Annotated in this window: 18 protein-coding genes; 11 read left to right on the top strand and 7 right to left on the bottom strand. The window is 61.8% G+C overall.

All coding sequences use genetic code 11. The features are described from left to right. The first annotated feature begins 179 nt into the window (after nucleotides 1-179). Nucleotides 180-734, top strand: a complete 555-nt coding sequence (locus BLL38_RS21215; protein ID WP_076964207.1) for a tetratricopeptide repeat protein — start codon at nucleotides 180-182, stop codon at nucleotides 732-734. Between the two features lie 118 nt (nucleotides 735-852). Here BLL38_RS21215 and BLL38_RS21210 read toward each other — a convergent pair whose 3' ends face one another. Beyond that, the gene (locus BLL38_RS21210; protein WP_003236992.1) at nucleotides 853-1,179 is read right to left on the bottom strand and encodes a DUF1820 family protein; all 327 of its coding nucleotides are present in this window, start codon (nucleotides 1,177-1,179) and stop codon (nucleotides 853-855) included. A 132-nt stretch (nucleotides 1,180-1,311) separates the two neighbouring features. Here BLL38_RS21210 and miaB point away from each other — a divergent pair, with 132 nt between their 5' ends. The 5 genes from miaB to lnt all read left to right on the top strand — a co-directional run bounded on the left by miaB (nucleotide 1,312) and on the right by lnt (nucleotide 6,746). Continuing rightward, nucleotides 1,312-2,640, top strand: a complete 1,329-nt coding sequence (miaB, locus tag BLL38_RS21205) for a tRNA (N6-isopentenyl adenosine(37)-C2)-methylthiotransferase MiaB (protein ID WP_003215455.1) — start codon at nucleotides 1,312-1,314, stop codon at nucleotides 2,638-2,640. Between the two features lie 236 nt (nucleotides 2,641-2,876). Then, the gene (locus BLL38_RS21200) at nucleotides 2,877-3,881 is read left to right on the top strand and encodes a PhoH family protein (RefSeq protein WP_029292238.1); all 1,005 of its coding nucleotides are present in this window, start codon (nucleotides 2,877-2,879) and stop codon (nucleotides 3,879-3,881) included. Beyond that, nucleotides 3,874-4,332: an rRNA maturation RNase YbeY gene (gene ybeY, locus BLL38_RS21195; RefSeq protein WP_076964206.1), complete on the top strand. Its 459-nt coding sequence runs from the start codon at nucleotides 3,874-3,876 to the stop codon at nucleotides 4,330-4,332. Before BLL38_RS21200 ends, ybeY begins: the two co-directional genes overlap by 8 nt. A 42-nt stretch (nucleotides 4,333-4,374) precedes the next feature. Further along, nucleotides 4,375-5,214 carry a CorC family transporter gene (locus BLL38_RS21190; protein ID WP_005791724.1) on the top strand — a complete coding sequence of 280 codons (840 nt, stop codon included), beginning with the start codon at nucleotides 4,375-4,377 and terminating at the stop codon, nucleotides 5,212-5,214. Nucleotides 5,215-5,222: 8 nt separating this feature from the next. After that, on the top strand, nucleotides 5,223-6,746 hold the full coding sequence (lnt, locus tag BLL38_RS21185) for an apolipoprotein N-acyltransferase (protein ID WP_076964205.1): 1,524 nt from the start codon (nucleotides 5,223-5,225) through the stop codon (nucleotides 6,744-6,746). Between the two features lie 123 nt (nucleotides 6,747-6,869). Here lnt and BLL38_RS21180 read toward each other — a convergent pair whose 3' ends face one another. Together BLL38_RS21180 and BLL38_RS21175 are read right to left on the bottom strand one after the other, a co-directional pair. Beyond that, the gene (locus BLL38_RS21180) at nucleotides 6,870-7,631 is read right to left on the bottom strand and encodes a YdcF family protein (RefSeq protein ID WP_076964204.1); all 762 of its coding nucleotides are present in this window, start codon (nucleotides 7,629-7,631) and stop codon (nucleotides 6,870-6,872) included. A gap of 85 nt (nucleotides 7,632-7,716) precedes the next feature. Beyond that, on the bottom strand, nucleotides 7,717-8,031 hold the full coding sequence (locus tag BLL38_RS21175) for a hypothetical protein (RefSeq protein ID WP_076964203.1): 315 nt from the start codon (nucleotides 8,029-8,031) through the stop codon (nucleotides 7,717-7,719). Between the two features lie 262 nt (nucleotides 8,032-8,293). On the opposite strand from BLL38_RS21175, the gene leuS reads away from it, so the two are divergent. The 5 genes from leuS (at nucleotide 8,294) to BLL38_RS21150 (ending at nucleotide 14,457) form a co-directional block, all read left to right on the top strand. Then, complete coding sequence (gene leuS / locus BLL38_RS21170; protein ID WP_076964202.1) at nucleotides 8,294-10,900, top strand: leucine--tRNA ligase; 2,607 nt, start codon at nucleotides 8,294-8,296, stop codon at nucleotides 10,898-10,900. A 90-nt stretch (nucleotides 10,901-10,990) separates the two neighbouring features. Further along, nucleotides 10,991-11,596 carry an LPS-assembly lipoprotein LptE gene (locus tag BLL38_RS21165; protein ID WP_076964201.1) on the top strand — a complete coding sequence of 202 codons (606 nt, stop codon included), beginning with the start codon at nucleotides 10,991-10,993 and terminating at the stop codon, nucleotides 11,594-11,596. 39 nt (nucleotides 11,597-11,635) lie between these two features. Then, nucleotides 11,636-12,673 (top strand): DNA polymerase III subunit delta, encoded by a 1,038-nt coding sequence (gene holA / locus BLL38_RS21160; RefSeq protein WP_076964200.1) that lies wholly within the window; start codon nucleotides 11,636-11,638, stop codon nucleotides 12,671-12,673. Between the two features lie 232 nt (nucleotides 12,674-12,905). Continuing rightward, complete coding sequence (gene arfA / locus BLL38_RS21155; protein ID WP_032861705.1) at nucleotides 12,906-13,070, top strand: alternative ribosome rescue factor ArfA; 165 nt, start codon at nucleotides 12,906-12,908, stop codon at nucleotides 13,068-13,070. Between the two features lie 61 nt (nucleotides 13,071-13,131). After that, on the top strand, nucleotides 13,132-14,457 hold the full coding sequence (locus tag BLL38_RS21150; protein ID WP_076964199.1) for a lytic murein transglycosylase: 1,326 nt from the start codon (nucleotides 13,132-13,134) through the stop codon (nucleotides 14,455-14,457). Between the two features lie 67 nt (nucleotides 14,458-14,524). Here BLL38_RS21150 and BLL38_RS21145 read toward each other — a convergent pair whose 3' ends face one another. The 4 genes from BLL38_RS21145 to BLL38_RS21130 all read right to left on the bottom strand — a co-directional run bounded on the left by BLL38_RS21145 (nucleotide 14,525) and on the right by BLL38_RS21130 (nucleotide 17,580). After that, nucleotides 14,525-15,457 (bottom strand): S66 peptidase family protein, encoded by a 933-nt coding sequence (locus tag BLL38_RS21145; protein WP_076964198.1) that lies wholly within the window; start codon nucleotides 15,455-15,457, stop codon nucleotides 14,525-14,527. A 173-nt stretch (nucleotides 15,458-15,630) separates the two neighbouring features. Continuing rightward, nucleotides 15,631-16,632, bottom strand: a complete 1,002-nt coding sequence (lipA, locus tag BLL38_RS21140) for a lipoyl synthase (RefSeq protein ID WP_162493910.1) — start codon at nucleotides 16,630-16,632, stop codon at nucleotides 15,631-15,633. Nucleotides 16,633-16,657: 25 nt separating this feature from the next. Continuing rightward, entirely contained in the window at nucleotides 16,658-17,305 is a 648-nt protein-coding gene (gene lipB, locus BLL38_RS21135) for a lipoyl(octanoyl) transferase LipB (protein WP_076964196.1), read from the bottom strand. Continuing rightward, the gene (locus BLL38_RS21130; RefSeq protein WP_029292256.1) at nucleotides 17,305-17,580 is read right to left on the bottom strand and encodes a DUF493 domain-containing protein; all 276 of its coding nucleotides are present in this window, start codon (nucleotides 17,578-17,580) and stop codon (nucleotides 17,305-17,307) included. Before BLL38_RS21130 ends, lipB begins: the two co-directional genes overlap by 1 nt. Between the last annotated feature and the right edge of the window lie 41 nt (nucleotides 17,581-17,621).

The following is a 17,621-nucleotide window of genomic DNA, read 5'->3' as shown; positions in this document are numbered from 1 at the left end:
CTTGCTTACAGAAATTTCCTCGTTTTTTCGAGAAATCACCTGCAATCCGGCAGATAACTTGCCCACGCAGCAGAAAAACGAGTAAAGACTTTGTAAGCAGAGGCCTGCTTATTTCATAATGCGCGCTTATTGGATCCCCACGTGGCTCCACGCGCCCCGTCAGAGGTAAGTCGATTCCCATGAAACGCACCGGCCGCACCCTGGTTCTGGGCTGCCTGTTGCTCCTTCAGCCGCTGCTTGCGCATGCACAAGCGGGCGGTAACTCATTGTTGATCCCGGCGATGGGGCGTTGCACCCTCAATACTCAGCCCGACAGCCAGGCCGAGGCGCTGAGCGCCTGCCAGGCACTGGCCGATGGCGGGGATGCGCAGGCGCAATACGAGCTGGGCGAATTCTTCTACGACGACAAAAACCCTGCCCGTGATCTCAATAAAGCCTTGAGCTTCTTTGAGAAGGCCTCGTTGCAGGGGCATGCCGAGGCGCAGTTCAAGCTGGGCAGCATGTTCTTCCATGGCGAAGGCGTACCGGCCAATAACGTGCAGGCGTATATCGTGCTGAAGATGGCGGCGGTCAATGGCGCCGAAGATGCGCTCGACACCGCTGACGAAGTGGCCGAACACATGCAGCGCGATGAGCTGGAAGTGGCGACCCAGGTGCTGGGGCAGATTTTCCGCAATTACCTGCAGGAATTGCAGAGTGCGGATGGGCGTTCGCCTTTTTCGCCGCTGCCTTGAGGTTATCTAAACCCTTCTGACGTCATCGCAGGCAAGCCAGCTCCCACATTTTGATTTGTGAACACATTCAAATGTGGGAGCTGGCTTGCCTGCGATGGGCGCGACGCGGTCTAAAAGCCTACTTCTCAGGCATCGGCATCGGAAACGGCATGACATTGCTCACACCCCGCGCCTCGCTGATCTTCGGCGTGCCCAGGCGTTCGACTTCATCGATGCGCACAATCGAATGCATCGGCACAAAACTGCGCACCACGCCTTCAAACTGGGCCTTGAGTTTTTCCTCGCCCGGATCGACGACCAGCTGTGTGCGCTCGCCAAAGACGAACTCTTCCACTTCCAAAAAGCCCCACAGATCACTTTGATAGATCTGCTTGGCGTACATTTCGAACACCTGGCCTTGGTTAAGGAAAATCACCTTGTAGATTGGAGCTTCACGTTTGGTCATGGGGGGCGGGCAGCACATCGGCGGATATAAATGAGGGCGCGAACTATAGCATGGCACCCGATGCACAGTGCTAGGAACCAATGGGCATGCCCCCTATAATGCGCGGTTCTTTACCACCAGTTGACGATTCCCATGGCCAAGAAGCTTTACATCGAAACCCACGGTTGCCAGATGAACGAGTACGACAGCTCGCGCATGGTCGATCTGCTGGGTGAACATCAGGCCCTGGAAGTCACGGCTCGCGCCGAAGATGCCGACGTGATCCTGCTCAATACCTGCTCGATCCGCGAACGGGCCCAGGACCGGGTCTACTCGCAGCTGGGCCGCTGGCGCGAACTGAAACTGGCCAACCCGGACATGGTGATCGCCGTCGGCGGTTGCGTGGCCAGCCAGGAAGGCGCCGCCATTCGCGACCGCGCGCCCTATGTCGACGTGGTCTTCGGCCCGCAGACCCTGCACCGCCTGCCGGAAATGATCGACGCTGCGCGTATCACCAAGCTGCCGCAGGTGGACGTCTCGTTCCCGGAAATCGAAAAGTTCGACCATTTGCCCGAACCACGCATCGACGGCCCCAGTGCCTATGTGTCGGTGATGGAAGGTTGCAGCAAGTACTGCACCTTCTGCGTGGTGCCGTATACCCGTGGCGAAGAAGTCAGCCGCCCGTTCGACGACGTGCTGGCGGAAATCATCCACCTGGCCGAAAACGGCGTGCGCGAAGTGACCCTGCTGGGGCAGAACGTCAACGGCTACCGGGGCCAGACCCACGATGGGCGCCTGGCGGACCTGGCCGAGCTGATTCGCGTGGTCGCGGCGGTAGACGGCATCGAGCGCATTCGCTACACCACCTCGCACCCGCTGGAGTTCTCCGACAGCCTGATCCAGGCCCACGCCGAAGTGCCGGAGCTGGTCAAGCACCTGCACTTGCCGGTGCAATCGGGCTCGGACCGCATCCTTTCGGCGATGAAACGCAACCACACGGCCCTGGAGTACAAGTCCAAACTGCGCAAACTGCGCGCCGCCGTGCCGGGCATCTGCATCAGTTCGGACTTTATCGTCGGCTTCCCCGGCGAGACCGAGAAAGACTTCCAGCAGACCATGAAGCTGATTGAAGACGTCGGTTTCGACTTCTCCTACTCCTTCGTCTACAGCCAGCGCCCGGGCACCCCGGCTGCCGACCTGCTGGACGAAACCCCGGAGGCGCTGAAAAAGGAGCGCCTGAACGCGCTGCAACATCGCCTCAATCAGCAGGGGTTCGAGATCAGCCGACAAATGGTCGGTTCGACCCAGCGCATCCTGGTCACCGATTACTCGAAAAAAGACCCGGGCGAGTTGCAGGGACGCACCGAGAACAATCGGATCGTCAACTTCCGTTGCGATAACCCGACGCTGATCGGCCAGTTCGCCGACGTGCACATCGACGCGGCGCAACCGCACTCGCTGCGCGGCTCGTTGATCAACTGACGCGGCGGATTCGGGATAAATGCAGATCAAATGTGGGAGCTGGCTTGCCTGCGATAGCGATGTAACAGGCGGTATCTCTTTTGAATGGGCCGGCCCTATCGCAGGCAAGCCAGCTCCCACAGGGGTTCTTCGTTGCTCCTGAGAGCGAACCCAGGCCATTTAAGTGCTTTCGCACACCGGCGGCTGGCGTTATCCTCTATTTCACCTAAACAGCCAAAGGGCGGCTAAAAGCAACCTTGAACGCACCCATAGCAGAACCCCATCGTTTCCTCCTCGAGCCGTTTGAGGCTCGTCGTTTCGCCAACCTGTGCGGACAGTTCGACGAGCACCTGCGCCTGATCGAACAACGCCTGAGCATCGAGATCCGCAACCGCGGCAACCAGTTCGAGCTGATTGGCGAACCCCAGCACACCACGTCTGCAGAAAACCTGCTGCGTCGCCTCTACCGCGAAACCAAGGGTAGCGAACTGTCGCCGGAAACCGTGCACCTGTACCTGCAGGAATCCGCCGTAGAAGACCTGGCCAACAACCCGGTGGCCGAAGCCAGCGTGGCGCTGCGTACCAAAAAAGGCATGATTCGCCCACGGGGCTTGAATCAGCAGCGCTACGTCAAGGAAATCCTCGGTAACGACATCAACTTCGGTATCGGCCCGGCCGGCACCGGCAAGACCTACCTGGCCGTAGCCTGTGCAGTGGACGCCCTGGAGCGCGAACAGGTGCGCCGCATCCTGTTGGTGCGCCCGGCGGTGGAAGCGGGCGAAAAACTGGGCTTTCTGCCCGGCGACCTGGCCCAGAAGATCGACCCGTACCTGCGCCCGCTGTACGACGCACTGTATGAAATGCTCGGTTTTGAATACGTGGCCAAGCTGATCGAGCGCCAGGTGATCGAGATCGCCCCGCTGGCCTATATGCGCGGCCGCACCCTGAACAACAGCTTCATCATCCTCGACGAAAGCCAGAACACCACCGTCGAGCAGATGAAGATGTTCCTGACCCGCATCGGCTTTGGCTCCACGGCCGTGATCACCGGCGATATCACCCAGGTCGACCTGCCCAAGGGCACCAAGTCGGGCCTGGGCCAGGTGATCGAGGTGCTCAAGGACGTACCGGGCATCAGCTTTACCCACTTCATGCCCAAGGACGTGGTGCGTCACCCGCTGGTACAGCGCATTGTCGAAGCCTACGAGCGCTTTGAACACCGCGACGACGGGCTGTCCAAGGACAACCGCCGCGATGCTTGAGCTTGATCTGCAACTGGCCACCCAAGCGCCAGCCCCCAGCGAAGAACAGTTCCGCCACTGGTGCACACTGGCCCTGCGCCAGCGCAGCGCTGACTCAGAACTGACCATTCGTCTGGTGGATGAACCTGAAGGCCGCGAACTGAATCACACCTGGCGCCAGAAAGACTACGCGACCAATGTGCTGTCGTTCCCCGCCGATGTGCCGGATGAACTGCTGGATATCCCGCTGCTGGGTGACCTGGTGATCTGCGTCGCGGTGGTGGAGCGCGAGGCAAAGGAACAAGGCAAGGCCCTGGAGGCCCACTGGGCCCACCTGGTCATGCATGGCTGCTTGCATCTGTTGGGTTACGACCATATAGATGATGAAGAAGCCGAAGAAATGGAAGCTCTGGAACGAACGTTGCTTGCAGAGTTGGGGCACCCTGACCCCTATGCAGACGACGAACACTAATCGACACTCAACTGAAACAATCAAGGATTTAGAGTAATCGCTATGAGCGAAGACCGATCGAGCAACGGGCAAAAGTCATGGCTGGGTAAACTGACCCAGGCTTTTGCCCACGAGCCGAAAAACCGCCAGGAGCTGCTGGAGCTGCTGCGCGAGGCCCATCAGAACAAGTTGCTGGACAGCGAAGCGCTGGCCATCGTCGAAGGCGCCATCCAGGTGGCTGACCTGCAAGTCCGGGACATCATGGTCCCGCGCTCGCAGATGATCAGCATCAAGGCGACCCAGACCCCACGGGAATTCCTCCCGGCCGTGATCGACTCGGCGCACTCGCGCTACCCGGTGATCGGCGAAAGCCATGACGACGTCATGGGTGTCCTGCTGGCCAAGGACCTGCTGCCGCTGATCCTCAAGGAGAACGGCGACAGCTTCAACATCAAGGACCTGCTGCGGCCTGCGACCTTCGTGCCTGAATCCAAGCGCCTGAATGTGCTGCTGCGCGAGTTTCGCGCCAACCACAATCATATGGCCATCGTGATTGACGAATACGGCGGCGTCGCAGGCCTGGTGACCATCGAAGACGTGCTGGAACAGATCGTCGGCGATATCGAAGACGAACACGACGTCGAAGAAGACAGCTACATCAAGCCGCTGCCCAGCGGGGACTTCCTGGTCAAGGCACTGACGCCGATCGAGAACTTCAACGAGTTCTTCGACAGCGAATTCTCCGACGATGAGTTCGACACTGTCGGCGGCCTGGTAATGAGTGCCTTTGGCCATCTGCCCAAGCGCAACGAAACCACCGAGATCGGCGCCTACCGCTTCCGCATCCTGAATGCCGATAGCCGTCGTATCCACTTGATCCGCCTGACACCTATTGCCCGCTAAGGACTGATATGCGCCGTCTCACCGCACCCGGCTGGCCCGGTAACCTGCTGGCCGTGGTGGCCGGTGCTATCACCACCCTGGCGCTGGCGCCGTTCGATATCTGGCCGCTGGCGCTGGTGGCGGTCGGGGTGTTCTATGCCGGGATGTGCCAACTGACACCCCGCCAGGCCTTCGGGCGTGGCTGGTGTTTCGGTTTTGGCCTGTTTGGCGCGGGCACCAGCTGGATCTACTACAGCATCCATCACTTTGGCGGCGCTTCGGTATTGCTGGCCGGGCTGTTGATGCTGGCGTTCACCGCCGCGATTGCCTTGTTCTTTGCCCTGCCCGCCTGGCTCTGGGCCCGCTGGCTGCGCCGTAACGAAGCGCCCCTGGCCGATGCCCTGGCGTTTGCCGCGCTGTGGGTGGGCCAGGAAGCATTTCGCGGCTGGTTCCTGACAGGTTTCCCCTGGTTGTACTCCGGTTATAGCCAGCTCGACGGCCCGCTGGCCGGGCTCGCACCGTTGGGTGGGGTATGGCTGATTTCGTTTGCCCTGGCCTTGAGCGCAGCGCTGCTCGTCAACCTGCCGCGCTTGCTGGCGACCAGGCGCAACGCGTTTATCGGCGCAGGCCTGGTGCTGCTGGTTGCGCCCTGGGCGATTGGCCTGGCGCTCAAGCATCACGCCTGGACCAGCCCCGCTGGCGAGCCGCTAAGCGTCGCGGCGATCCAGGGCAATGTCGAGCAAAGCATGAAGTGGGACCCGGCGCAGCTCAACGCGCAACTGGCGCTGTACCGCGACATGAGCTTTGCCTCCAAGCGCGTAGACCTGCTGATCTGGCCGGAAACTGCCGTGCCGGTGCTCATGGAGTCCGTCGAGGGCTACCTGGGGATGATGGGCAAGTTCGCCGCCGACCGGAACGCGGCGATGATCACCGGCGTGCCGATCCGCCAGGAAGTGCGTCATGAAAAGCGCTATTTCAATGGCATCACCGTGGTCGGCCAGGGTGATGGCACCTATTTGAAGCAAAAGCTGGTGCCCTTTGGCGAGTACGTACCATTGCAGGATGTATTGCGCGGCCTGATTGCGTTCTTCGACCTGCCGATGTCGGACTTTGCCCGCGGTCCCGAAGACCAGGCACTGCTGCAAGCCAAGGGCTATCAGATCGCGCCGTATATCTGCTACGAAGTGGTCTACCCGGAGTTCGCCGCCGGCCTCGCCGCCCGCAGCGACTTGCTGCTGACCATCAGCAATGACACCTGGTTCGGCACCTCCATCGGCCCCTTGCAGCACCTGCAAATGGCCCAGATGCGCGCCCTGGAAGCCGGCCGCTGGATGATCCGCGCCACCAACAATGGCGTGACCGGCCTGATCAACCCGTTCGGGCAGATCACCGAGCAGATCCCGCAGTTCGAGCGCGGCATTCTCTATGGCGAGGTCGTGCCCATGCACAACCTGACGCCGTATCTGCAATGGCGTTCGTGGCCGCTGATCATCCTGTGCCTGGGGCTGTTTGGCTGGGCGCTGCTGGCCGGACGCATGGCCAAGACCGTCTGACACCCAATGTGGGAGCGGGCTTGCCCGCGATGGCGGTGTATCAGTCAGCATTTTTAGTGACCGACCCACCTCCATCGCGGGCAAGCACGCTCCCACACAAGCCCCACATTTTGATGTGCGCCGTTAACGGTAGAACAGGCGGTAACCTACCTGCCCCACCGCCTCATTGATCAACTGCCCGCTCTGCCACACCGACTTGAACTCCGGCATCCAACCGCCCAGCGGCCGGGCATTGTCCACCCCCAGGAAGCCGACCGGCGCCGGCACCACGGTAAAGCCGGCCTTCTCGAAGCTCCACACCGAACGCGGCATATGCCAGGCCTGGGTCACGATGACCACGCGCTTGACGCCCTGGGGCAGCAGGATCTCGGCGCTCATCTGCGCATTTTCCCAGGTGGTGCGGCTGCGCTCTTCCTTCCAGCGCACGGCCACGCCAAAGTCATCCTGCATCGACACCGCCATCAACTGCGCCTCGCTGGGCGGCGTGCCGTAGTGCAGGCCGCCGCTGGTCAGCACCGGCAGCCCCGACGCCTTGGCCAATCGCGCCGCATAGCGCTGGCGCTCCAGGCCGATCCCGGTCGGCTGATCAGCGCCCCAGGCCGGGTCCCCCCGCTCGCGGCCCGAGCCCAGCACCACAATGGCATCGGCTCGTTGCGCCAGGCTGGCCCAGTCTTCCACGGCCAGTGGGGGCTCGGTTTCCAAGGCGCGGGCGCCCCACTCCACCATCACCGGCAAGCTGATCAGCCACATCCCGCCAAACCCCAGGGCAAAACACACGCCGGCCAAGCGTGGACGGGTGCGGCGAAACCACCAGGCAAGGGCCAGCAGCAGCAAGAGAATGCCGGGCGGCAGCAATAATTGTTTGATGAAATAACGAATAGGCATCGAGCATCTCCAAAGATGCCCGAAGCCTAAGGTGTAACGGGGTTTAGCGACAATCTTTACCCGTGTGGAACAGGCACTGAAGTGGTTACTTGAACCGTACGGCGCGGATTTCCGGGCCGCGAGCGGCCGACAAGTCCTTGAGCCATACCACCTTGGACGATCGCACAGGCTCCCTGGCTGGCACAGGCGCCACCCATTGCGGGACTGGGCGGGCGTTCAAGTCCAGGTAGGCCTTGATCACCTCGAACTCTGCGGGGCTCAAACCGCGCAGTTCCAACTCTGCGGGCCGCTCGTCACGCAATCGGCCCGCGGTTCTTGCCGCATCCAGCGCTCGACCCAAGCGGTCGATCAGTCCTTCATACACTTCCGGTTTCGTTATCATTCGCTGCGAATCAACCATCCCCTCACCTCATTAAAGATAAGTCTCACTCCCCAATAAACAGCGTAGCTGCGCTGACGGAACCAACCGGGTGCCGCGACCAACGGCCTGCACCGCGCAATCAGGGTTTCCCTCGATAGAGCGGGGTCATGTATGCTACGGCGCTTCCTGTAACTCCACTTCCCGCAGGGTTTGGGCACGGACGCGCCGCTTTTTGGTGTCGATCAACCCGGACAATGCACCGAAGAGGATTAGGCCACCCCTATTCAGTTCAAAAGTAGCCATGCACGAACACTATCAGCCCCGTGAAATAGAAAATGCCGCCCAAACTTTCTGGGATGAGCAAAAGTCCTTTGAAGTCAGTGAACAGCCAGGCAAGGAGACTTACTACTGCCTATCGATGTTCCCTTACCCCAGCGGCAAACTACACATGGGGCACGTGCGTAACTACACCATCGGCGACGTGATTTCCCGCTACCAGCGCATGCTCGGCAAGAATGTCCTGCAACCTATGGGTTGGGACGCCTTCGGCATGCCCGCGGAAAACGCCGCGATGAAAAACAACGTAGCGCCCGCCAAGTGGACCTACGAAAACATCGCCTACATGAAGACCCAGCTGCGCAGCCTGGGCCTGGCCGTGGACTGGTCCCGCGAAGTGACCACCTGCAAGCCGGACTACTACCGCTGGGAACAATGGCTGTTCACCCGCCTGTTCGAGAAAGGCGTGATCTACAAAAAAAGCGGCACCGTGAACTGGGACCCGGTCGACCAGACCGTCCTGGCCAACGAGCAGGTGATCGACGGTCGCGGCTGGCGTTCCGGCGCGCTGATCGAGAAGCGCGAAATCCCGATGTACTACTTCAAGATCACCGCCTACGCCGATGAGCTCTTGTCGAGCCTCGACGACCTGCCGGGCTGGCCTGAACAGGTCAAGACCATGCAGCGCAACTGGATCGGCAAGTCCAAGGGCATGGAAGTGCAGTTCCCGTACAACGTCGACTCCATAGGCGTTGCTGGCGCCCTGAAAGTCTTCACCACCCGCCCGGACACCCTGATGGGCGCGACCTACGTCGCCGTGGCCGCCGAACACCCGCTGGCCACCCTGGCCGCCCAGAACAACCCTGAGCTGCAGGCCTTTATCGCCGAATGCAAAGGCGGCAGCGTGGCCGAAGCCGACGTCGCCACCCAGGAGAAAAAGGGCCTGCCGACCTCGCTGTTCGTCGAGCACCCGCTGACCGGCGAAAAGCTGCCGGTCTGGGTCGCCAACTATGTGCTGATGCACTACGGCGATGGCGCAGTAATGGCCGTGCCCGCCCATGACGAGCGCGACTTTGAATTCGCCACCAAATACAACCTGCCGATCAAGTCCGTGGTGCGCACCAGCTCCGGTGAAACCAACCCGGCCCCGTGGCAGGACGCCTATAACGAACACGGCACCCTGATCAACTCCGGCGAGTTCGACGGCCTGGACTTCGCAGGCGCCTTCGACGCCATGGAAGTCGCCCTGATCAAGAAAAACCTCGGTGCCTCGCGCACCCAGTTCCGCCTGCGCGACTGGGGTATCAGCCGCCAGCGCTACTGGGGTTGCCCGATCCCGATCATCCACTGCGAAAGCTGTGGCGACGTGCCAGTACCGGAAGACCAATTGCCGGTGATACTGCCCGAAGACGTGGTGCCGGACGGCGCCGGTTCGCCATTGGCGCGCATGCCCGAGTTCTACGAGTGCAGTTGCCCGAAATGCGGCCAGCCTGCCAAGCGCGAAACCGACACCATGGACACCTTCGTCGAGTCCTCGTGGTACTACGCCCGCTACGCCTCGCCGCACTATGAAGGCGGCCTGGTGGAAAAATCCGCGGCCGACCACTGGTTGCCGGTGGACCAGTACATCGGTGGCATCGAGCACGCGATCCTGCACCTGCTGTACGCACGCTTCTTCCACAAGCTGATGCGTGACGAAGGCCTGGTCAGCTCCGACGAGCCGTTCAAGAACCTGCTGACCCAGGGCATGGTGATCGCCGAGACGTACTATCGCCGCGAAGCCAATGGCGCCTACACCTGGTTCAACCCGGCGGACGTGGAGCTTGAGCGTGACAGCAAGGCCAAGGTCATCAGCGCCAAGCTGAAATCCGACGGCCTGCCGGTGGAAATCGGCGGCACCGAGAAGATGGCCAAGTCGAAGAACAACGGCGTCGACCCTCAGTCGATGATCGATCAGTTCGGCGCCGACACCTGCCGCCTGTTCATGATGTTTGCCTCGCCGCCCGACATGAGCGCCGAATGGTCCGACTCCGGCGTCGAAGGTTCGCACCGTTTCCTCAAGCGCGTCTGGCGCCTGGCGCACGCCCATGTCAGCCAAGGCCTGCCGGGCAAACTGGACGTGGCGTCGTTGAGCGACGAGCAAAAGCTCATTCGCCGCAGCACCCACCTGGCGATCAAGCAAGCCGGCCAGGACGTGGGCCAGCACCACAAGTTCAACACCGCCATCGCCCAGGTGATGACGCTGATGAACGTGTTGGAAAAAGCGCCACAGGCCACCGAACAGGACCGCGCCTTGGTACAGGAAGGCCTGGAAACCGTCGTCCTGCTGCTGGCGCCGATTACCCCGCACATCAGCCACGACCTGTGGAGCCAGTTGGGCCACAGCGGCGCGGTGATCGATGCCCCATGGCCCACAGCAGATGACAGCGCCCTGGTACAGGACACCCTGCAACTGGTGATTCAGGTCAATGGCAAGTTGCGCGGCCAGATCGATATGCCGGCCAGCGCCAGTCGCGAAGAAGTCGAAGCCGCCGCTCGCAGCAATGAGAACGTGCTGCGCTTCACCGAAGGCCTGACGATCCGCAAAGTGATCGTGGTGCCCGGCAAGCTGGTCAATATCGTCGCAAGCTAATCGGATCGGGCGCCAGGGCAAGAGCCCCGGCGCCGAACAAAACCTCCAGGGCCTCGATAAGGCCCACATGGTTTCAAGGGGAGCAATAAAATGATCAAACGCAACCTGCTGGTGATGGGCCTTGCCGTACTGCTGAGCGCTTGCGGCTTCCAGCTGCGCGGCACCGGCACCACGGAACTGGCGATCAAGGAACTGGATGTCAGCGCACGCAACGCCTATGGCGAAACCGTGACCCAGCTGCGTCAAACCCTGGAAAACAGCGGCGTCAAAGTCTATAACGGTGCGGCTTACAAGCTGGTGTTGGTCGATGAGAAAGAGACCCAGCGCAACCTCAGCTACGCCAGTGCTGGTCGCTCTTCGGACATCGAGTTGAGCAACGTGCTCATGTTCCAGATCCAGGGCCACGACCAGTTGCCGCTGATCAGCGACAAGCTGCAAGTGCAGAAAGTCGTGACCCATGACGGCAACAACCTGGTGGGTTCCGACACCGAGGTCACTCAGGTGCGTAATGAAATGCGCCGTGACCTGGTCCAGCGGATGGTCCTGCGCCTGCAGATGATCAGCCCGGCCCAGCTCGATGCCCTGCAGCAGACTGCCGACGCCAAGGCCAAGGCAGACGCCGAGGCACTGAAAGCCGCGCAGGACTATGAAAACAGCGTGCCGAAACAGTCGCCTGTTGAAGTCCCTGCCGAGTAAACCAGACGGGGCGCGCCATGCGCCCCGTCCATCCAGCCTATGAAACTCGCCCCCGCCCAACTCGCCAAGCACCTGCAAGGCAACCTCGCGCCTGTGTACATCGTCAGTGGCGATGATCCGCTGCTGTGCCAGGAAGCCGCCGACACCATCCGCCAGGCTGCGCGCCAGCAAGGCTTTGATGAACGCCAGGTGTTCAGCGCCGACGCCAGCTTCGACTGGGGCACCCTGCTCCAGGCCGGGGCCAGCATGTCGCTGTTTGCCGAAAAACGCCTGCTGGAGCTGCGCCTGCCCTCGGGCAAGCCCGGCGACAAAGGCGCGGCGGCCCTGATGGAATATTGCGCCCGCCCCGCCGAGGACACGCTGCTGCTGATCAGCCTGCCCAAGCTCGATGGCAGCGCGCAGAAAACCAAATGGGGCAAGGCGCTGGTGGAAGGGCCGCAGACCCAGTTCATCCAGATCTGGCCGGTCGACAGCAGTCAGTTGCCGCAATGGATCCGCCAGCGCCTGTCCCAGGCCGGGTTGTCTGCCAGCCAGGACGCGGTCGAGCTGATCGCCGCCCGGGTTGAAGGCAATTTGCTGGCCGCAGCCCAAGAGATCGAAAAGCTCAAGCTGATGGCCGAAGACGGGCAGATTACCGTCGAAACCGTGCAAGGTGCGGTGGCCGACAGTGCGCGTTTTGACGTATTCGGGTTGGTGGACGCGATACTCAATGGCGAACCAGCCCATGCACTGCGTATGCTCGAAGGGCTGCGCGGCGAAGGCGTGGAACCGCCAGTGATTCTCTGGGCCCTGGCCCGGGAGTTGCGCCTGCTGGCCAATATTGCCCTGCAATACAGCCAGGGTACGCCGCTGGACAAGGCTTTCAGCCAAGCCCGCCCACCGGTATGGGACAAGCGCAAGCCCCTGATGAGCAAGGCCCTGCAACGACACTCGGCGCAACGCTGGGCGCAATTGTTGCTCGAAGCCCAGCGCATCGACGCGCAGATCAAGGGCCAGGCCGCCGGGTCGCCGTGGATGAGCTTGAGTCGTTTGTCGCTGCTTATGTCCGGCCAGCGCCTGGCACTGCCCGCCGAATAGCACGCTCGCCCAAACACCACAAAACTATTGTGGGAGCTGGCTTGCCTGCGATGCAGGCACCTCGGTGTGTCAGTCATAGCGTGGTGATGCCATCGCAGGCAAGCCAGCTCCTACAGTTTTGATCGTCGTCTTCAGGTTTTTGATATTTCCTACATCACGCCGGGCTGGACAGCCGCCAAACTTCGGCAGATGATTTGCACCGCACCACCCACCCCATCGGAGCGCCCCGATCATGAGCAAAAAGCCATCCAAGCATGGCCCCAACAAGGCCAAATCCCTTATCGCCCAGCCGTTGTTCCGCAGTCGCCAGGAACGCGCCGGCAAAGGCAAAGGCAGCTACCGCCGCGAAGCCTTCCAGTCTAATAGCTGGGAGGCTTCTTACTTTCTGGCTGCCTGAAGGCAAGCGCCCCTCTGGCATGATAAGGTCTGCACCTGATTCGTATTTCCTGGACCTGTGCATGCCCTCTAGTCTTTCCCGTCGTTGGCACCTTCGCCAATTGATTGCTGCCTCCAGCCTGATCCTGTTAGTCGCCTGCGCCGAAAAACCCACCGCCGCCGACGCTCAGCCCCTGCCCACGCTCCAGACCGCACCGGTTGCCGCACCCGCCGTAGTTGCGCCCCTGGCCGTGACCAATCTCGATATCCAACCAACCCAGACCTTCGCCCAATGGCAGGCGGGTTTTCGCATCGAGGCCCTGAAAGCCGGGATTACCCCTGCGGTGTTCGACACCGCCTTCGCCAACGTCAGCCCCGACATGGCGGTTATCCGTGCCGACCGCAGCCAACCGGAGTTTTCCCGCCCGGTGTGGGAATACCTCAACGGTGCCCTGTCCGCAGTGCGCGTGCGCAATGGCCAGGCCCTGCTGATCAAGCATGCCGACATCCTGCAAAGCATCGAACAGCGCTACGGCGTTGATCGCCAGGTGCTGGTCTCGGTGTGGGGCATGGAAAGCAACTTCGGCGCGTTCCAGGGCAATAACTCGGTGATCCGCTCCCTGGCGACCCTGGCCTACGAAGGCCGCCGCCCGGCGTTCGCCCAGGCGCAGTTGCTGGCCGCGCTGCAAATCATCCAGCACGGTGATATCCCGGCCGAACAGATGCGTGGCTCCTGGGCCGGGGCCATGGGCCAGACCCAGTTCATACCGACCACCTACAACACCCACGCCGTGGACTTCGATGGCGACGGTCGCCGCGATATCTGGAACAGCTCGGCCGACGCCCTCGCCTCCACCGCCCACTACCTGCAAAGCTCGGGCTGGCAGAAAGGCCAGCCATGGGGCTTTGAGGTGCAGCAGTTGCCGGAGAATTTCGACTACGCCCTGGCCGATGGCGTGGGGCGCAAGCCGGTGGGCGAGTGGTTGAAACTCGGGCTGCGGGTGCCGGCCGGTGCCAGCGTGCCGCCCAATGTCGAAACGCTGTCGGCCGCCCTGCTGCTGCCGGCCGGCCATCGTGGCCCGGCGTTCCTGGTGCTGGACAACTTCCGCGCAATCCTCAAGTACAACAACTCGTCGTCCTATGCCCTGGCGGTCGGCCTGCTGTCCGAGCGTTTTGCCGGTGGCGGGGTGATTCGCGGGGATTGGCCAACGGATGAACTGCCGCTGACCCGCACCCAGCGTATCGAATTGCAGACGGTGTTGAGTGCCAAGGGGTACGAGGCTGGCAACCCGGATGGGATTATCGGCGCTAACACGCGTAAGGCGATTCGTGCGGCGCAGCAGTCGTTGGGCTGGCCGGCGGATGGGTATCCGACGGTGAAGCTGCTGGAGTCGTTGCAGAACCGCTAGAACTGCGTAAGGCGTCTACCGCCATCGCGAGCAAGCTCGCGATGGCGGTAGAGCAGGCAAAAACCCCTCAGGATTTGAACACCACATCCTGCTCCAGCACCAAGCACTGCTCCCCCGCATCCAGGCGCACCAGGGCGCCCATCGGCAAGGTCAGGTTCGGGTCGCAATGGCCGCTGCGCCAGCCGGACAGGACCGGAATGCACAACGGCTCGAAGGTCTGTTTCAGCAGCCGCTCCAGCGCCTCACTCTCCACCCCCGCCACATCCCCCACCAGCACACCGCGCACCTGCGCCAGCTTGCCCGCCAGGCGTAAGTGCGTCAGCAGGCGGTCAATGCGATAGAGTGGTTCGTTGACGTCCTCGATAAACAGAATGATGCCCTCGGCATCAAGCTCGTACGGCGTGCCCATCACAGCCGCGATCATCGACAGGTTGCCCCCCAGCAGGCGTCCATAGGCGATGCCAGGCTCAATGGTGGTCAACGGGTACGCCACAGGGTGCGCCAGCACACTGCCAGCGCCCAGTTGCCCACGGAGTAGGCTGAACAGTGATGATTCGGTGGGTTGTTGCTTGTCACCGAGCAGGTCGGCATTGAGCATCGGGCCGTGGAAGGTCACGAAGCCGGCATAGCGGCTGATCGCCAGGTGCAGCGCGGTGATATCGCTGTAGCCGACGAAGGGCTTGGGATTGGCCGCCAGCAGCTCGAAATCCACGCTATCGAGCAGGCGTGGGGTGCCGTAGCCACCGCGCAGGCAGAAGATGGCGTCGATCTCAGGATCGGCAAAGGCCGCGTGCAGGTCGCGCAGGCGTACTTTATCGCTGCCGGCCAGGTAGCCATCGCGCTCATACACCCCCGAGAAAATCCGCAGCTCGTAGCCACGGGCGCGCATCCATTGCCCGGCCTTTTCAACATCCAGCGCGGCGGGACCGGCGGGAGCGATGAGGCCGATCACGCCTTCGGCGCGCAGGGCGGGGACGGCGGTGGCGGGCGGGTTGGTCATCCTTGGTTCTCCCTATTCTGTACAGCGCAACGAACTGTGGGAGCGGGCTTGCCCGCGATACAGACGCCTCGGTGTATCAGTTGCACCGAGGCGATGCTATCGCGGGCAAGCCCGCTCCCACACAAGCCAGCTCCCACACACGCCCATCCAGGCAAATGGATCGGCGCTAAGGCTTAGGAAACCAGGCTGGCCTTGACCAGCTTGGCCTGCTCGTCGGCATGGTACGACGAGCGCACCAACGGGCCCGACGCGACGTTTTTAAAGCCCATCTTGTAGCCTTCTTCGGCAAACCAGGCAAAGGTGTCCGGGTGCACGAAACGCTGCACCGGCAAGTGGCTGCGCGACGGTTGCAGGTACTGGCCAAGGGTCAGCATGTCGATGTCGTGCTCGCGCATGCGCTTCATGACTTCGATGACTTCTTCGTCGGTTTCGCCCAGGCCCAGCATCAGGCCGGACTTGGTCGGGATATGCGGCATCATCTGCTTGAACTTTTGCAGCAGGGTCAGCGACCACTGGTAGTCCGACCCCGGACGCGCGGCCTTGTACAGGCGTGGCACGGTTTCCAGGTTGTGGTTGAACACATCGGGCGGCTCGGCGGCGGTGATGTCCAGGGCGACGTCCATGCGGCCACGGTAGTCCGGGACCAGGGTCTCGAGCATCACGTTTGGCGACAGTTTGCGGATTTCACGGATGCAGTCGGCAAAGTGCTGGGCACCGCCGTCGCGCAGGTCATCGCGGTCTACCGAGGTGATCACCACGTACTTGAGTTTCAGGTCGGCGATGGCGATGGCCAGGCTTTCTGGCTCGTTGACGTCCAACGGTTTGGGCCGGCCGTGGCCCACGTCGCAGAACGGGCAGCGACGGGTGCAGATGTCCCCCATGATCATGAAGGTGGCGGTGCCGCCGGAGAAGCACTCCCCCAGGTTCGGGCAGGAGGCTTCTTCGCACACGCTGTGCAGCTTGTGTTTGCGCAACAGCGCCTTGATGCGGTCGACTTCCGGCGAGACCGGGATGCGCACACGGATCCAGTCGGGCTTTTTCGGCAGTTCGGTGGTCGGAATGATCTTCACCGGGATGCGTGCAACCTTCTCGGCGCCGCGCAGCTTGACGCCGGCTTCCACCTTGGCACGCGGAGCCGGGGCCGGACGCTCGGTAATGTCCAGCGTCGGGATCATGGTTTGCACAACATCAGTAGTCATATCAGTCGATTCCGCCCGTCAGGGTCGTCTGCTCAGCATAGTCGAGGTGTTTGACGAGCTGCGCGCGCAGCCGGGCACTTACCTCGGCAAATTCTAGGGGTGTTGCGTGATCGCTCAACTGGGTCATGGCCAAACCGGCGTAACCACAGGGATTGATCCGGCGAAACGGCGCCAGGTCCATGTCCACGTTCAAGGCCAGGCCGTGAAAGGAACAGCCATGGCGGATGCGCAGGCCCAGGGAGGCGATTTTCGCGCCGTCGACATACACACCAGGAGCATCGGGCTTGGCCACGGCAGTCACACCATAGCTGGCCAAAAGCTCGATCAGGCAGTTCTCCATGCGACTGACCAGCTCGCGCACGCCGTAACCCAGCTTGCGCACATCCAGCAGCAAGTACGCCACCAGTTGCCCGGGGCCATGGTAAGTCACTTGGCCACCTCGGTCGACCTGCACCACCGCAATATCACCCGGAAGTAGTAGATGCTCAGCCTTGCCGGCCTGGCCCTGGGTAAATACCGGTGGGTGCTCCACCAGCCAGATTTCGTCGGGCGCCGAGCTGCCGCGTTCATTGGTGAAGCGCTGCATGGCATGCCAGACGGGCTCGTAAGCCATCTGGCCGAGCTCGCGAAAGCCCAGGACCTGGGACATCACAACACCATGTGTACGAAACCGGTGGCTCGCAGTTCGCTGTTGATGTCGTAGAGCTGGTCTTGACCGGTTGCAACGATGTGCAACTGGATCGTGGTGTACTTACCGTTGGTGCTCAAGCGCTCATCCACACGGTTGTCGTTGATCGTTGCGTGTTTACGCATGATCTCGAGGATCTTGTCTTTGTTGCCCACACCGGTATCGCTGATCACCTTGACGGGATAATCCGTCACCGGGAATTCGATCTTTGGCGCCTTTACTTCTTTATCGGTCATGGCGAAACGGCCTCGTAAGCGGTAAGCCGTGGCGACGGGCA

This window comes from Pseudomonas gessardii, from assembly GCF_001983165.1.
Classification (GTDB): Bacteria; Pseudomonadota; Gammaproteobacteria; order Pseudomonadales; family Pseudomonadaceae; genus Aquipseudomonas; species Aquipseudomonas gessardii.
This window is presented reverse-complemented; position numbering and strand designations above follow the sequence as displayed.

Bases quoted from the DNA above. Each gene is read 5' to 3' on its own strand.
- BLL38_RS21215 (WP_076964207.1), top strand. From the start codon at position 180: ATGAAACGCACCGGCCGCACCCTGGTTCTGGGCTGCCTGTTGCTCCTT.
- BLL38_RS21210 (WP_003236992.1), bottom strand. From the start codon at position 1,179: ATGACCAAACGTGAAGCTCCAATCTACAAGGTGATTTTCCTTAACCAA.
- miaB (WP_003215455.1), top strand. From the start codon at position 1,312: ATGGCCAAGAAGCTTTACATCGAAACCCACGGTTGCCAGATGAACGAG.
- ybeY (WP_076964206.1), top strand. From the start codon at position 3,874: ATGCTTGAGCTTGATCTGCAACTGGCCACCCAAGCGCCAGCCCCCAGC.
- BLL38_RS21190 (WP_005791724.1), top strand. From the start codon at position 4,375: ATGAGCGAAGACCGATCGAGCAACGGGCAAAAGTCATGGCTGGGTAAA.
- lnt (WP_076964205.1), top strand. From the start codon at position 5,223: ATGCGCCGTCTCACCGCACCCGGCTGGCCCGGTAACCTGCTGGCCGTG.
- BLL38_RS21180 (WP_076964204.1), bottom strand. From the start codon at position 7,631: ATGCCTATTCGTTATTTCATCAAACAATTATTGCTGCCGCCCGGCATT.
- BLL38_RS21175 (WP_076964203.1), bottom strand. From the start codon at position 8,031: ATGGTTGATTCGCAGCGAATGATAACGAAACCGGAAGTGTATGAAGGA.
- leuS (WP_076964202.1), top strand. From the start codon at position 8,294: ATGCACGAACACTATCAGCCCCGTGAAATAGAAAATGCCGCCCAAACT.
- BLL38_RS21165 (WP_076964201.1), top strand. From the start codon at position 10,991: ATGATCAAACGCAACCTGCTGGTGATGGGCCTTGCCGTACTGCTGAGC.
- holA (WP_076964200.1), top strand. From the start codon at position 11,636: ATGAAACTCGCCCCCGCCCAACTCGCCAAGCACCTGCAAGGCAACCTC.
- arfA (WP_032861705.1), top strand. From the start codon at position 12,906: ATGAGCAAAAAGCCATCCAAGCATGGCCCCAACAAGGCCAAATCCCTT.
- BLL38_RS21150 (WP_076964199.1), top strand. From the start codon at position 13,132: ATGCCCTCTAGTCTTTCCCGTCGTTGGCACCTTCGCCAATTGATTGCT.
- BLL38_RS21145 (WP_076964198.1), bottom strand. From the start codon at position 15,457: ATGACCAACCCGCCCGCCACCGCCGTCCCCGCCCTGCGCGCCGAAGGC.
- lipA (WP_162493910.1), bottom strand. From the start codon at position 16,632: ATGATCCCGACGCTGGACATTACCGAGCGTCCGGCCCCGGCTCCGCGT.
- lipB (WP_076964196.1), bottom strand. From the start codon at position 17,305: ATGTCCCAGGTCCTGGGCTTTCGCGAGCTCGGCCAGATGGCTTACGAG.
- BLL38_RS21130 (WP_029292256.1), bottom strand. From the start codon at position 17,580: ATGACCGATAAAGAAGTAAAGGCGCCAAAGATCGAATTCCCGGTGACG.